At 64.3% G+C, this 14662-nt stretch carries 10 protein-coding genes, 1 pseudogene and 1 CRISPR repeat array; of the genes and pseudogenes, 3 read left to right on the top strand and 8 right to left on the bottom strand.

What is annotated here, in order from left to right; all coding sequences use genetic code 11:
• The first annotated feature begins 17 nt into the window (after positions 1 to 17).
• Both QZ648_RS03130 and QZ648_RS03135 read left to right on the top strand, forming a co-directional pair.
• Positions 18 to 1369, top strand: a pseudogene (locus tag QZ648_RS03130) (ISL3 family transposase).
• Positions 1353 to 1736 carry a hypothetical protein gene (locus QZ648_RS03135; RefSeq protein WP_291996074.1) on the top strand — a complete coding sequence of 128 codons (384 nt, stop codon included), beginning with the start codon at positions 1353 to 1355 and terminating at the stop codon, positions 1734 to 1736. The pseudogene QZ648_RS03130 and the gene QZ648_RS03135 overlap by 17 nt, the downstream one beginning before the upstream one ends.
• 361 nt (positions 1737 to 2097) lie before the next feature.
• A CRISPR array of direct repeats spans positions 2098 to 4436; the repeat unit is 37 nt; unit sequence GTTTCAATCCTCGCTCCCCGTCGCCGGGGAGCGTGTC.
• Between the two features lie 191 nt (positions 4437 to 4627).
• On the opposite strand, the gene cas2 is transcribed toward QZ648_RS03135, so the two are convergent.
• From cas2 to cas3, 8 genes are all read right to left on the bottom strand, one after another.
• Positions 4628 to 4918, bottom strand: a complete 291-nt coding sequence (gene cas2 / locus QZ648_RS03140) for a CRISPR-associated endonuclease Cas2 (RefSeq protein ID WP_291996075.1) — start codon at positions 4916 to 4918, stop codon at positions 4628 to 4630.
• 5 nt (positions 4919 to 4923) lie between these two features.
• Positions 4924 to 5955, bottom strand: coding sequence for a type I-C CRISPR-associated endonuclease Cas1c (cas1c, locus tag QZ648_RS03145; RefSeq protein WP_291996076.1), 1032 nt, complete (start codon positions 5953 to 5955; stop codon positions 4924 to 4926).
• 6 nt (positions 5956 to 5961) lie between these two features.
• Positions 5962 to 6591 carry a CRISPR-associated protein Cas4 gene (gene cas4, locus QZ648_RS03150; RefSeq protein WP_291996077.1) on the bottom strand — a complete coding sequence of 210 codons (630 nt, stop codon included), beginning with the start codon at positions 6589 to 6591 and terminating at the stop codon, positions 5962 to 5964.
• 96 nt (positions 6592 to 6687) lie between these two features.
• On the bottom strand, positions 6688 to 6942 hold the full coding sequence (locus QZ648_RS03155) for a DUF433 domain-containing protein (RefSeq protein ID WP_291996078.1): 255 nt from the start codon (positions 6940 to 6942) through the stop codon (positions 6688 to 6690).
• An 82-nt stretch (positions 6943 to 7024) separates the two neighbouring features.
• Positions 7025 to 7927 (bottom strand): type I-C CRISPR-associated protein Cas7/Csd2, encoded by a 903-nt coding sequence (cas7c, locus tag QZ648_RS03160; protein WP_291996079.1) that lies wholly within the window; start codon positions 7925 to 7927, stop codon positions 7025 to 7027.
• 12 nt (positions 7928 to 7939) lie between these two features.
• On the bottom strand, positions 7940 to 9697 hold the full coding sequence (gene cas8c / locus QZ648_RS03165; RefSeq protein WP_291996080.1) for a type I-C CRISPR-associated protein Cas8c/Csd1: 1758 nt from the start codon (positions 9695 to 9697) through the stop codon (positions 7940 to 7942).
• Positions 9694 to 10443 (bottom strand): type I-C CRISPR-associated protein Cas5c, encoded by a 750-nt coding sequence (gene cas5c / locus QZ648_RS03170; RefSeq protein WP_291996081.1) that lies wholly within the window; start codon positions 10441 to 10443, stop codon positions 9694 to 9696. The genes cas8c and cas5c overlap by 4 nt, the downstream gene beginning before the upstream one ends.
• On the bottom strand, positions 10440 to 12665 hold the full coding sequence (gene cas3, locus QZ648_RS03175; protein WP_291996082.1) for a CRISPR-associated helicase Cas3': 2226 nt from the start codon (positions 12663 to 12665) through the stop codon (positions 10440 to 10442). Before cas3 ends, cas5c begins: the two co-directional genes overlap by 4 nt.
• A gap of 328 nt (positions 12666 to 12993) precedes the next feature.
• Between cas3 and QZ648_RS03180 the strand changes: the two genes are divergently transcribed.
• Positions 12994 to 14661, top strand: coding sequence for a glycosyltransferase family 39 protein (locus tag QZ648_RS03180; RefSeq protein WP_291996083.1), 1668 nt, complete (start codon positions 12994 to 12996; stop codon positions 14659 to 14661).
• Position 14662: the final 1 nt, after the last annotated feature.

Raw genomic sequence — 14662 nt, forward strand, 5'->3', positions numbered from 1 at the left:
AGTCTGCCGCCCTCGGCATGGAGGACAATAGCGGCCTTTCCTCTCGCGGCCTCTTCCTCATGATTGAAACGCTGTTCACCCAGGCTCTGGGCCTCGTTGCTCCTTGGCAGGTAGCTGAAGTCATCTTCAAGCCAGAGTCGGGACGGATCGATTTCCAGGTCCGATTTGGCGCGGCCAATCATGCTTGCCCGGCTTGCGGTGCGGCAGCGCAGCCGCTGCATGACCGCTTGGCGCGTTCCTGGCGCCATATGGATTTCTTTCAGTACGAAGCCCACCTGCATGCCGAGGTGCCGCGAGTGGCCTGTGCCGGTTGCGGCAAGGTCACGCAGATCGCCGTGCCTTGGGCGCGAGAAGGCAGTCGCTTCACCCTGCTGTTCGAGGCTTTGACGCTGATGCTGGCGCCGACCATGTCGGTCCTGGCGGCCGGCCGACTGCTGCGTGTGCGCAGTCGCAGACTGTGGCGCGTGATCAATCATCATGTGGGCCAAGCGCGTGCGCAGGAAAGTCATGCCGAGGTTCGCGTGATTGGCGTCGATGAGACCGCCAGTAAGCGCGGCCAGACGTACATCTCTGTTTTTTATGATCTTGATGCACAGCGCTTGCTGTTTGCGACGCCGGGACGGGACAAGGCCACGCTCGGGAAGTTCGCCAGCGACCTTACCGAGCATGGTGGTCAGCCGACCGCGATCACCCATGTCAGCATGGACATGAGCGGCTCGTTCCAGGCCGGCGCCGCCGAGCACTTTCCAGCAGCCGAGGTCTGCTTTGACCGCTTTCACGTCGTTGCTCTGAGCAGCACGGCGCTGGACGAGGTGCGACGAGCAGAGGTCAAGAGCGAACCCGAACTGAAGGGCACCCGCTGGGGCCTGCACAAGAAGCCCGCCGACTGGACCGTCAAACAAACCGAGACCATGCACTGGTTGCAGCGCTCGAACCTCAAGACCGCACGGGCCTGGCGGATCAAGCAGGCGCTGCGCTCCATCTACGCCACCGCCACGACACCTGACGAGGCCACGCCCCTGCTCAAGCGCTGGCTCAGCTGGGCCAGCCGCTGCCGACTCGAACCATTCAAGCGCCTCGGCAGGACGATCAGCAAGCATCTTCCTGGCGTACTCAACGGTTTTAACGCCGGCAAACACAACGGCCGCGTCGAAGCGATGAATCGATCGCTCCAGGAGGCGCGCGCACGGGCGCGCGGCTATCGCCGCGTCGAAAACTTCATCGCCATGGCCTACCTTATCGCTGGGAAGCTCACTCATTTGCCCGCCTCGCCCTTCGCCCCGTTCTTGCCCGTTCCACAGGAAACGACCTAAACCCCCATTCATGCTGCGGTAGCCACGCTGGAAGAGAAATTGGCCCGACTCGTTGAACTGTCGATCGACGAGAGGCGCGAACTCAATAAAATGGGCGACAAGAGCGAAGCCGCGTGCCGCCAGACGCTGGTCGTTCTCGCCCAGAATCCGCAAATTCTGCCGCCGAATTTCGATCTTGCCGAAGCCCAGCGTGACCTCGTCGCGCTCGACCAACTACGACCGTTGGCCGTGCGTATCAGGCAACTGGCCAACAAGATCGACGACAGCGAAATGGCATTGGGCAGTGATATTCTAAGTTCGGCGCTGGAAGGTTATGCCTTGGCCAAGGCAGTCGGCAAGGGCGCGGCGCTCGATGCGATGCGCGAATCGATGGCCCAACGCTACGGTCACCGGAGAAAAGCCAGCAAGGCACCCGTCAGCTAAACACTGCGCCGCTCGGCAAGGGGCGCACCGGCTGCTGCAAGCCGGCGCGCAAGCCTCAGCGCCTTGCCGGCGACGCTGCGCCGATCAGTGCTGACTCGCGCCGTGATGACTTTGCGTAATTGGCGCTCACAGCTGACCGCCCGAGAGATGAGACTCAGTCTTTGCGCCTCACAGCTGACTCTCCGAGTCATGAAGTTGAGTCTTTGGGAGTCAGCTTCGACTCTCCGAGCCATGAAGTTGAGTCTTCGAGAGTCAGCTTTGACGCTCTGAGTCATGAAATTGAGTCTTTGAGAGTCAGGCTTGACTGTCCGGGTCATGACGTTGAGTGCCGATGAGCTCGCGCCGATTGCGGCAATCCATAGTTTTAAGCCACGCTCCCGGTCGCCGGGGAGCGTGTCGTGATCAACGATGGCTACATTGTCCGCTTCGAGTCGTTTCAATCCTCGCTCCCCGTCGCCGGGGAGCGTGTCCATCGGCAGCCTCGGCACCATCCGCGCCGCCCTGGTTTCAATCCTCGCTCCCCGTCGCCGGGGAGCGTGTCAGGCTCGGCGCACCGGAGAAGACACCGCCGTTGGCGTTTCAATCCTCGCTCCCCGTCGCCGGGGAGCGTGTCTTTGTGCCACCTCGGTAGACGGTCTGACATGGACAGTTTCAATCCTCGCTCCCCGTCGCCGGGGAGCGTGTCCTCCTCGATGCCGACGACGCCTCATTCATCCCCATGTTTCAATCCTCGCTCCCCGTCGCCGGGGAGCGTGTCGCGGCTGAGCGCAGCCAAAGGCCCGCCCCATGCGCGTTTCAATCCTCGCTCCCCGTCGCCGGGGAGCGTGTCAATGGCGTCACGTGGAGCCTTGTCAGCCTGCCGGAGTTTCAATCCTCGCTCCCCGTCGCCGGGGAGCGTGTCTCGTCTTGCGTATTGGCTTGGCGGCCTTGCTATACGTTTCAATCCTCGCTCCCCGTCGCCGGGGAGCGTGTCGCGGTATAAGTGTTGCCGACGGCTGGCAGGGAGTAGTTTCAATCCTCGCTCCCCGTCGCCGGGGAGCGTGTCAGGGGGTGCACAGGCCGTGGTATGGTTGGCCAAAAGTTTCAATCCTCGCTCCCCGTCGCCGGGGAGCGTGTCGCGGCTATTGATGATGGAACAAAGACCATTTTTGGGTTTCAATCCTCGCTCCCCGTCGCCGGGGAGCGTGTCCATTGAAGCTTTCCGCAAATTCCTTGCGAATCGTGTTTCAATCCTCGCTCCCCGTCGCCGGGGAGCGTGTCATGCCGATCTGCGCACCCAGCCAGGGATTGTCGACGTTTCAATCCTCGCTCCCCGTCGCCGGGGAGCGTGTCGTGCTGCGCGATTCCTGGCCATTCGACATCCGCATGTTTCAATCCTCGCTCCCCGTCGCCGGGGAGCGTGTCGGAGCTTTTTCTCTTCCTCCGTGAAGCTGATCTCGTTTCAATCCTCGCTCCCCGTCGCCGGGGAGCGTGTCGCAAAGGTGTTTTCGCCATGCGTGACGGCAACGGCGTTTCAATCCTCGCTCCCCGTCGCCGGGGAGCGTGTCCATCTACGCGATGGTTTGGCCAGACTTCGGGCTCGTTTCAATCCTCGCTCCCCGTCGCCGGGGAGCGTGTCGCTCGCAGGCAACGGCGCAGGACACGGGGTCGGGGTTTCAATCCTCGCTCCCCGTCGCCGGGGAGCGTGTCGTCAAGGCTGCGCGTGTGGCAGTGTAGATAGCAGAGTTTCAATCCTCGCTCCCCGTCGCCGGGGAGCGTGTCTGGGATTTCAGATCGCAGTCATTGCGCCTCTACTGCGTTTCAATCCTCGCTCCCCGTCGCCGGGGAGCGTGTCCAAGGGCGAGACGCCAACGGCGGCAGCACCGATGCAGTTTCAATCCTCGCTCCCCGTCGCCGGGGAGCGTGTCAAGACCTCGGCAAAGCGCTTGTCAAGCTGGCCTCGGTTTCAATCCTCGCTCCCCGTCGCCGGGGAGCGTGTCGCCCTCGTCTCCGACACCGCCACGACCACCACATGGTTTCAATCCTCGCTCCCCGTCGCCGGGGAGCGTGTCCACTGCAGCGCGACTTCGCGCGCGCTGCGCTGCAGTTTCAATCCTCGCTCCCCGTCGCCGGGGAGCGTGTCATCGCTCTCCCCTCGGCCTACAACGCCCCGCTGACAGTTTCAATCCTCGCTCCCCGTCGCCGGGGAGCGTGTCTTCCTAGTCTGACTGCACTACAATGTTTTATAGGGGTTTCAATCCTCGCTCCCCGTCGCCGGGGAGCGTGTCTGTTGCAGCCTGTTAAGGCCTTCTCTGGGCGTATGGTTTCAATCCTCGCTCCCCGTCGCCGGGGAGCGTGTCCCGTGACCACCCCGTCATCTGGCGACACATTGAGTGTTTCAATCCTCGCTCCCCGTCGCCGGGGAGCGTGTCCGTGGTCATGGGGCGTCTGCGGCGGGTGCGGCGGTGTTTCAATCCTCGCTCCCCGTCGCCGGGGAGCGTGTCCCTGGGCATAGGTGCTCGCCGTCGGCACATTCGGGTTTCAATCCTCGCTCCCCGTCGCCGGGGAGCGTGTCAGGCCGAGCACCGTGCCCGCCTTGCTCACTGCCTCGTTTCAATCCTCGCTCCCCGTCGCCGGGGAGCGTGTCCCGACCCGGCACACATCGGCGACACGCCCACATGCCTGTTTCAATCCTCGCTCCCCGTCGCCGGGGAGCGTGTCCGCTCGCGTCTAAGCCCTTGTACCGGCAGCGATTCCTGATCGCTTTCCGCGAACCTCGACGAGAACGGGGTACTGCTTTCAAAACCAGGAGACTCCACTACTACTTTCCCTTGAAAAACAACAACGAGCAGGCCGCGCGATCCTCCCGGCAATTCTTCACAGCTGGGGGTTCGCGCAGCGCAGCGGACAATCTACACGACCAGCGGCGCGTCGTAGTCGAGGGCGCGAAAGTGGCCGTACTCGCGCACTTCGCAACCACGGGTCTCGGCCAGCCGATAGAGGCGCAGACAATCCTCTTCGACCTTGATCTCGGCGAGCAGCCGCCGATCGAGGGCTTCAAGCTGCATGAGGCTGACCTGGCATTCGAAAACCGATTTCTGGACCCGCTGGCCAGTGCTCTCGCAGACTTTCGCGACGCGGCGCAAGCGGCGACGGCCTTCGCGGGTCTCGGTGCTGACGTCATAGCAAACAATCACCAACATTGGCCTCACCTCGATATGAAAGGAAGGTAGCTCTCCATCTCGCCGCGCAGAGTGCGGGCGGGGAAGCGTGCCTGCAGAAGCGGCAACAGGCCGATAGCCACCGCTTGCTGCAGCAGCGGATGCGCCAGCTCTTCGCGCTTTTTCTCCTGCCAGGCAACGATCACCGTCTTGCGGCCGGTATCGCCCAGGCTTACCGCGCCGCCGTCATGCTCGACGAAATCGCCGCGCTGCAGTTGCGCGCGGTTGACCAGGGTCAGCGCCAGACGATCGGCCAAGGGCCGGAATTCCTCCATCAAATCGAGCGCCAGGGCGGCTCGGCCAGGGCGAACGGCATGCAGGAAACCCAGCTGTGGATCGAGGCCGACGGCCTCGACGGCCGAGCGGCAATCGTTCATCAGCATCGCATAGAGAAAGGAGAGCAAGGCGTTCATGCGGTCGCGGGGCGGGCGGCGGCTGCGGCCATCCATGGCAAACACGGCCCGCGCATCGGCCCGCAGCACGCGGTTCAAGCCCGCAAAATACTGTCGTGCGGCCTCGCCTTCGAGGCCACGGACGGTATCGAGATTGCTGGCCGCAGGCAAGGCGCGCAGCGCCGCGGCGAGGTCGTCGGCGCGCCGTGCCAGGCTGGCGCCATCGTCGCCGTCCCTGGCCTCGCGCCCGCCACGCAGGAGGACCTGGCGCGCATTCTTGATCTTGCCGGCCACGCAAGCGCGCGCCATGCCAAGCGTGAAAGCGGCGTCGGCGGCACGCGCATGCTGCGCCTGGCGAAGCAGGATGTTGCCGGAAACGGGGCCTTCCATGCGCGCCTTGAAGCGGCCGTGCTCGCTGAGCAGGACGAGGCTCTTGCCCTCGTCGGCGAGACGATGGATGAGCGGCGGCGAAACCAGCACATTGCCGAACAGCACCACCCCGCCGAGGTGATGCAGCGGCACGCGCAGGCGTGTTTCCCGCTCGACCTCGACGCGAATGGTGTCGTTGTCGAGATGCAGGTAGGAATAGGGAGTGCTGACGTAGAGGGTGTTGAGCAGGGTCTGCATCGTCAGTCATCCGTCAGGAAAAGCTGCGCGGCGAGCGCTCGCTGGCGCTCGCCGCGCGGCCAGCGGCGCCGGTTGGCAGAGGTCGATCAGCGAGCATTCGCGGCAGCGCGAGTCGTTGGCGGGCTCGGGCAGCATCGCCGCTGCCAGAGCCGCGCGGATGGCCAGCACGCTGTGCTCGACCAGCACGCGCAGTTCGGCGCTGATGACGACCTCGCGGCGACGATGCGAAGAGGCATGGTAGATGGCGCCGAGGGGCACCGCTTGGCCGGTCATCTCTTCGAGGCACAGCGCTTGCGCGGCAAGTTGCAGGTGGTCATGCAGGCCTTTCGCGGCGCGGCCCTTGCGGCCATGCTTGTACTCGACCGGATACGGCGTTCCGGCAGGGGAAAACTCGACGACATCGGCCTTGCCGACCAGACCCAGCCGGTCGCACCACAAGGGCACGGCGCGGGCACTGCGCACGCCGGCGCGGAGATCCATTCCGGCCTGATCGACGCGCTCGTGCACCGCCTGCCCGCGCAGGGTGTGCACGTTCTCGGCGAAAGCCTGCTCGGCGTGGATCAACAGGCACTGGCGCGGGCAGTAGCACCAGTGCTGCAGGGCCGCAATGGGGATGGGCTCGACGGGTTCAGGCATTACCGACATCCCCGGCATCGCGGACCTTGCGGCGCACCGCGGTCAGTGCTGGCGTGGGAATTTCGTCGCGGCCAGAAGCATTGGCCAGCCCTCGCCTCATGCCGTACTCCCCGCAGCGCCAATCGTGGCGCGCATGATGAAGGTCTCGTCTTTCAGGCAGTCGCGAATAAAGGCGAACACGGCCTGGAGATCTGCCGCTTGCAGCTGCGGATAGCTGGCCAGGATTTGCGCCGCGCTCCAGCCTGACGCCATCAGCTCAAGGATCAGTTCGACCCCGATGCGCGTGCCCTTGATGCGCGCTTTGCCGAACAGGGTGTCCGGATCGGCAACAATGCGCTCATGCCAGTCCATGGCCCGACTCCTCGTCAAGAAACCGGGAATGATTGCCAAGCCAGGGCGCCCGACAAGAGATCATTTTTCCACCCCGCAGCCGTCAGCATCGCCTGACCAGACCAACGCCGGGGGCGACGGTCGTCGCCTGCGCGACGGCGACCTCGCCGCCATCGAAGCGCACGGCATAGGCGGCGAAGCTGCGCGCCACCTCATCGCCCTGCCGTTCGACCGTAAGCCGATCGAACAAGGCATGTGCCGGCGCATTGCCCAGTTCGGAGTCGTGCTTGAAGACGTAGAGCCCGCGCGTCGCCATTTCGCCGCGCGCGGCCGAGCGATCTTCCTCGAACATGCTTTCCAGGGACTTGAAGAAGAGTTCCAGATCCGTTTCGCCAAAACCCGTTTGCCGCGCGAGATGCGCGGAAATAAAGCCATGCGCGCGATAAAGGCCGTAGGGAACGGTAAACTTCCGACCCATGGTGCGGTTGTCGCCGCTCTGCTTCTCGGCTTCGGCTTCGGTGGCCACCGCCATGCGCGTGATGGAATGCTCCAGGGCCACGATCGGCGAGACGGAGCGTGCAAAAGTCAGCTGCACCGGACCACGCACCTGGCCGCAGTTGACTCCGGTCGACATCACCGCCCCGAAAGTGCGCACGTCAAAGAAATTCCGGCACATCCAGTGGCGGGCTTCGTCGACGGCGTCGCCCCCTTTGCGCTTCTTGTCGTCGCCTTTCAGCAGATCGCTCTTGCCGATGGCTGCGTAGGCGCGCTCATGCTGCCGGTTGAGAATCGCCTTTTCCTTGACGTAGATCTCATAGGGCGGCTGCTCGCCATGGACGATACCGACGTAGTTGCGCACCTTGCGCTTGATGCACACATCGGTGACCAGTCCATGCCCGGTTTCGGCATCGAGCCGGGGCAGGTTGCCGGCGTCGGGATCGCCGTTCGGGTTGCCGTCCCTGACATCAAACAGCAGCACGAAGTCGTAGCGGTGGTTGAGGCTCATGGTTTCTGTTCCTTATTCGGCAAGAGAGGTGGCGGATTGATCGGCGCTCTGAGCGTCGCTGCGATTGAAGAAGGACTGCCGCTGGTGGTAGTAGCCGACGGCAAAGCGGGCCTGTTCGCTGAGGCTCAGGCGAGGCGGCACGTCGGCCAGCCCGTCGACGATCGCCGCCAGTAACTTCTCCAGATTGACGGCTTCGCCGCGATTGGCAAGCTTGGCGAGATGGTGGTTCTTCAGTCGCATCAGCATTGGCAGGACGGTTGTCGGGGTCGTCGAGAAGGCGCCGTAGTAGCGATCGCGAATACTGGCATTGAGGTTGCCCTGGGCGCGTTCCTGGACCCGCTCAAGAGCAGCGAACAAGCGGCCGAGGCGGTAGCCGGGATCGGCATTTTCGGGGTTGAGTGACACACGGATCTCCTTGTCTTGGCAGTTGCGGATGAGGTAGGCCTTGAGCAGCGCCGCGCGCGGAAAACTCACTTCCCGTTCGGCGCGGATGCGCCGCAAGGCGCCCTGCATCAGGGTTTCTGGATACGGAAGGGCTTTCAGGATGGCGCGCATCACATCGCCACCGAGGTTCGGCGCAATATGCTCGGCCTTGCCCTGCAGGGCGGTGCTGCTGAGCAGGCGGAACAGCGACAGCGGCGCCGCCGTTTCGTAGGCGGGTCGGTCTATATCGAGGTCTTCGAAATGCTGAAGGAAGGCCCCGGCCAGCTCGTGGATGCTCGCCACATGCCAGAAGCGAATGGCAATCCGTGCGGCATTCGGCGCCAGGCCGAGCACATGGAAGCGCTGCCCGTCATCGCTGGTGAAGGGCCGGCCGTCACGGGCGCTGGCGTAGAGGCTGGCCACGGCCTGCGTACCCCGATCGGGATCGGGATCATCGCGACGCGGATCGAGGAAGTCGAGAAAAGCGCTCTCGAAAGGCGCCCCGCTCGCCTGCTCCGCCCAGAACACCGTTGATGCGTCGCCGACTTGCAGGCGTTGCCGCGAGCCTTTGCTCAACAGATGATTGAGCGCCGTCGTATAGGCAAAAGCCGCGCGGCTGCCGACCGGCGCATTGAAGCTCTGCGCTTTGCCATAGGAGCTGAAGGCATCGAGATTGAAGGAAACGATGTTCGCCCCCGAGGTCTGCGCCCCCCACACGCCTTTGATCGCCGGATGTAGCCGCGCGATGGAATCGGGCTCGCCGGACACCAGGCAGATGCCGTCCGCCGGAGCCCCCGGCCCTGCGTCCATGGCGCGCAGTGCAGCCAGCACCGCTGCCCGCTGGCAAAGCAGCACCGTGTCGCTAGCCAGCTGGAAAGTCAGCAGTGGATTCGTTTCCATGATTTCCGGCCAGGCCGGATGCAGTGCCAGGGCTTCGCGAGCGGAGCAAAGTTCCCGGGCCAGAAAAGCTGCGACGGCACGCAAGCCTGCATCCGCGGGCTGCACGCCGAAACTTTCCGCAAATCGCTGCACGAAAGCCGCATGCTGCTCGGCGACCCGCTCGGGCTTGCCGCGGGTGTCGACGCCGAGCACATATTCGGCGCTATCCCACAAAAGGTTAGCCGCGACTCCAGAAGTCTTCTTGACGCCCTGCGGCACCAGCTCGCCCCTGGCCTCCTTCTTCTTGCCGCTACCCTCGCGCCGATCTGCCAGGTGCAGCAGGCGCCCCTGCGCATCGAGGACCAGTACGAAAGGGATGGCTTTGAGCTCGAAACCCTCGGGCGCCAGACTCGTTTGCGGATCGGCGGCCTTGCGCAGGTAGTAGTCATTGAGTGCCTGGAGAATCATCCGCGCAGCTCCGGGTCAGCGCCGTTGGGAACCGCGAGCACGCCATTCTTCAACTCGGCGCGGAAGAAGCGCGGCTTCGGGTCGGCGGGATTATCGAAATCGAGATCGTGCAGCATCCAGCCGAGGTCGCGACTTTCAGCGATCGGAGAGGCGGCGGCGCCGAGCTCTTCGACGAGGCGAAAGTCGCAGGCGAACTCACGGCAACCCAGATAAGGCTGGTTCACGCACTGCCCCTTGCGCGCACGCCGCTCGAACATGGCCATGAACTTCGGCAGGTTGTTGGCTTCATCAGCAAAGCACTGTTCGTCCGCATCGCTGATCGGCTGTCTGACGAGATGGGGAAAGTTGGACCGGTGACGGGAGGCATCGCAGAGCTCAAACCCGCCATGAATGCGGTACGCGACGTCGCGCAGAAACAGACCCGCGCGCTGCTGGCGCTGCTCTTCGACGTACAGGCCGAGCGCGCCGCTGCCCCGGTTCATCGCGCTCTTGACGCTATTCACCGGAACCACCGCGGCCACCTCGTTGCGCCGCAGCGAGATCCAGCGAATCGGTTTGAGCACCTCGATGCGTGTCACCTGCCAGCGAATGGCCGGCTTCCAGAGAATTGATTCGAAAACCGCACGCGCTGCCGACGGCGTAATGACATCGTAGCTCACCCGCTCGACCTTCATTTCCGGGCGCGTAAAACAGGCAAAGTCGCCCCTGATCTCAAGACAATAGCTTTTCAATCGAACTCCTTTCATAACACCAGGCTCGCTGGCGCGTAGTCCGGAATCTCGGGCAGTAGTCCAAGCGCCGGATCGTAGAGCGTGTCGCTGGTCTGAATCAGAAAGTCCTGGTGCCAGGCAAGGTCGCCGCTGGCGAGCAGGCGTTTCCACTGATATTCGTAGAGGGAAACCGTATGCCGTTGCAGCTTGCGCATCAGCTCGCGCTTAGGGCCGATCTGCTTGAGCAGTTCGATCAGCTCGCGTCCCTCACCCCAGCTCACCAGCACTTGGCATTGACCCTCGTCGGCAATCAAGCGGAAGCCTTGTGCCGCCGAGCGAAACTGGATCTGCCCACGAGCGGCGTCTTTCTGCAAGAGATCCAGAACACGCTCCTTGTCGTAGCTGTTAACGCCGCTGTAGAAATGATCGAAGTAAGCGGCGAAGTGCTGAGGGGCAAGCGACTCGCAGGACGAAGTCGCCAGGACGACTTCCGCGGCCTGCTCCGCTTTCAGCAACAAGCCGCTTGGCGAAGGTTTCGGTGGATTGAAGACGACCACCCGCCCCTGCTGCGGCAGGCGGCCTTCACGGTTGCAGCGGCCGGCGGCCTGGGCGATCGAGTCCAGCCCGGCCATCGCCCGATAGACCACCGGGAAATCGAGATCGACGCCCGCTTCGACCAATTGCGTACTCACCACCCGTAGCGGCTCCTTGGCCGCCAGGCGACGGCGGATGGTGGCGATCACCTCGGCGCGATGGGCGCCGCACATGCGCGCCGAGAGGTGCAGGGCGCCCTCACGCTGCGGCAGTAGGCCCCAGAGCAGCGCTGCGTCGTCGCGGCGATTGACGATGCACAAGACGCGTTCGTGCTCAGCCAGCTCGGCGGCGATATCCGGCCAACTGCAACGCTGCTGCGGTGACTCGGGTAGCGTCAGCCTGACGCGCTGCAGCTGCTGGTAAAGCCGTGCCGGATCGGGCGCAAGTTCGCGCGCTGCACCCAGTCCCTGCAGTTGCAGGCGACCGAAAGCATCGCTCCGCGTCTTGTGCAGCTCGGGCTGGGTGGCGGTGGACAGCACGACCGAAACCCGATAGTGCTCGGTCAGCTGACGCAGAGCATCGAGAATCGGCGCCAGATGCTCGGGCGGCAGCAGCTGCGCTTCATCGAGAATGACGACGCTGTTGGCGATGTTGTGCAACTTGCGGCAGCGTGACGGCCGGGCGGCATAAAGCGATTCGAAGAACTGGACGTTGGTGGTCACGACGATCGGCGCGTCCCAGTTCTCGCAGGCCGTGCGGCTCCTGGCAGTTTCCTTGGCCGCCTCGAGATTGCTGTGGTGTTCTATGACCGGCATCGGCTGGAGATCAGCGAAAACGCCGCGGAAGACATCCGCCGTCTGCTCGATGATGCTGGTGTAGGGAATGACGTAGATGATGCGTCGCAAGCCATGCCGTTGCGCATGCTGCAGGGCAAAGCCGAGCGAAGCCAGCGTCTTGCCACCACCGGTCGGAACCGTCAGGCAAAAAAGGCCCGGCGGCAGCGCGGCGCGTTCGAGACAGCTGGCGAGGATCTCGCCGCGCAAGCGCTTGACGGGCGTATCGGCAAGCGCGAACTGACTCGCCATGTGCCGCGAGAATGCCGCGCCGAGCGCCGGGACTTCCGGATAAGCACCCCGCAGTTCGGCACGCCCGTCGGCCATGAATTCCTCGGTGTCGAGGAAATCGGCGTCGACCAGGCAGGAAAAGAGCATGCGCAGCCAGAAATGCAGATCCTCGGCGCGGTGAATGCCCGGCCGGGTGAGGGTGATGGCCGGCGCGAGAATGCCCGGTGGCGGGCCAGCGGCGATTGCTTGTGCGAGCGTCGAGCGTTCATCGCGCAGCTCCTGGGAAAGCGCCGCCCCGCCCGCTTCCCCGGGATGCCAGTCGGGCAAACCGGCATGGTGACCGGCAATCAGATAAGCGAGCAACTGACCATGGGATCCCCGCGCTGCGGCGGCGTGAATCGCCCCGGCAATGGCGTGCTTCACCCTGCCCGGCGCTTCGATGTGCCGGTCAAGACCACTGGCGGAGGCGATGTACTTCTGGAACGTGGCCTGATACTTGCCAAGGTCGTGCCAGATACCGGACAGTTCAGCCCACGACCCGGCATCGAAAATTCCAGCAAATTCGCCGGCCAGCCGCGCGACGGAGAGCAAATGATCTTCGAGCGCATGGACGACGAACTCGCCGCTGGCAAGCTGGCGAACGTGCGCGGCAGCAGTCATCGAAAAGCCCCCCTCGGTCGGCGATGGCCATCATGGTGGAGCAGCACAGGCCCCTACGCGTGCTTTCTCGTTTCCTCCCCGGAAAGCATGCACCTCTATTTCCACAACACAGGCATGGTAGCACCACTCGCCGTGCGTGCGCCTGCCAAGCGGCCAAGGCCGAGCGTGTATAATCCCGCCCCATGGCAGCGCACGTTGCGCTGGTCCCCTGCCCCGCTCGCAGAACACAGGCCCACCCCCATGAAACCTCGCCCCGACAACGACTGCGGTCGCTACCTGCCGGCCGCTTGCGGCGCCGGCCGGGCGTGGCGCGGGCGCTGAAAGACGCATGAGCAGCCGTCTGATCTGGATTCTCTGGATGACCCTGGTGGCGGTCTGGTTCGGCACGCTCGACCAGCGCGCGCTGGTCCGCCCGGACGAGGGCCGCTATGCAGAAATCCCGCGCGAAATGGTGGCCAGCGGCGATTGGCTGACACCGCGCCTGAACGAATTCAAGTACTTCGAGAAACCGGCGCTGCAGTATTGGGCGACCGCTGCCGGCTACAAGCTTTTCGGCGAAAGTGAATGGACAGCGCGCTTGTGGCCGGCGCTGACCGGCTTCCTGAGCATCCTGCTGGCCTGGTGGACGGGACGGCGCCTGTGGGGGCCGCTGGCCGGCCACCTGGCGGCGGCGATCCTCGCCAGCTCGCTGCTGTTCGTGGTTCTCGGCCACCTGATTACCCTGGATATGGGCCTGTCGTTCTTTCTACAGGTGGCGTGGACCGCTTTCCTCTTCGCGCAGAACGATGAGCGCAGCGTCAGCCGGCGCTGGATGCTGCTCGCCTGGGGCGCCCTGGCCCTGGCGGTGCTTTCCAAGGGCCTGGTGGCGCTGGTGCTGGTCGGCGCCGCGCTGGTCGGCTACACGCTGCTCAACCGCGACCTCTCGCCATGGAAGCGACTGGCGCCACTGCGCGGGCTGCTGCTGTTCCTGCTCATTGCCGCGCCGTGGTTCGTCGCGGTGTCGCTGGCCAATCCTGAATTTCCGCAGTTCTTCTTCATCCACGAGCACTTCGAGCGCTTTCTATCGACGGTGCACCGCCGCGACGAGCCGGGCTGGTATTTCTTTGCCGTGTATGCGCTGGGTGCGCTGCCCTGGTCGCTATTGCTGGTGCATACCCTGCTCAAGTCGTGGAGCCAGGGAACGGCGGGGCGCTTCAGCGCCGATCGCTTCCTGCTGGTGTGGATCGTCAGCAGCTTCGCTTTCTTCAGCGTCTCCGGCTCGAAAATGGCGCCCTACATCCTGCCGCTCTTCCCGGCCCTGGCGCTGCTCGGTGGCCGCCATATCGCCAGCCTGTCGCGGCGTACCTGGCTGATCCATCTGGCGCTGCTTGCGTTGCTGGCGGTGGCGGCACTGGCGGTGGCGCCACGGGTGCTGCGCCTGGCCGGAGAATCGTTCTCGCCGGAAATGCTGCAAGGCGTCCTCGACTGGCTGACCGGTGCGGCGGCGCTATCGCTGGCCAGCATCCTGGCGGCGCTGTTTCTGGTATGGCGGCAGCACAAGAGTGCCGCGGTCGCCATTCTGGCCATCGGCGGCCTGCTGAGCACCAGCGCCGGCTTGCTCGGCCACGACCACCTGGCACCCTACAATTCCACGCGAGGTCTGGCGGCGCAGGCGCAGCCTCGGCTCAAGCCGGGCGTTCCCTTCTACAGCGTGAACGATTACGAGCAGACGCTGCCCTTCTACATCAAGCGCACGCTGACCATGGTCACCACGCAGAACGAGCTGTCCTTCGGCATCGCGCAGGAGCCGCACAAGTGGATTCGGACAATCGACGAGTTTGCCCTGCGCTGGGGTGACGACCGCGAGGCCTTCGCAATCATGACGCACGACATTTTCGAGCGCCTGTCTGCCACCGGCCTGCCAATGACCGAGATCGCCCGCAACCGGCGCTATGTGATCGTCGAAAAACCGGCCGCGCCGCTCAGCGCGCCTGGCAAGGACGGAGCGCTGCACTGAG

Origin of the sequence: Candidatus Accumulibacter sp. ACC012, assembly GCF_907163155.1 — a bacterium.
In the GTDB taxonomy this organism is placed as follows: Bacteria; Pseudomonadota; Gammaproteobacteria; order Burkholderiales; family Rhodocyclaceae; genus Accumulibacter; species Accumulibacter delftensis.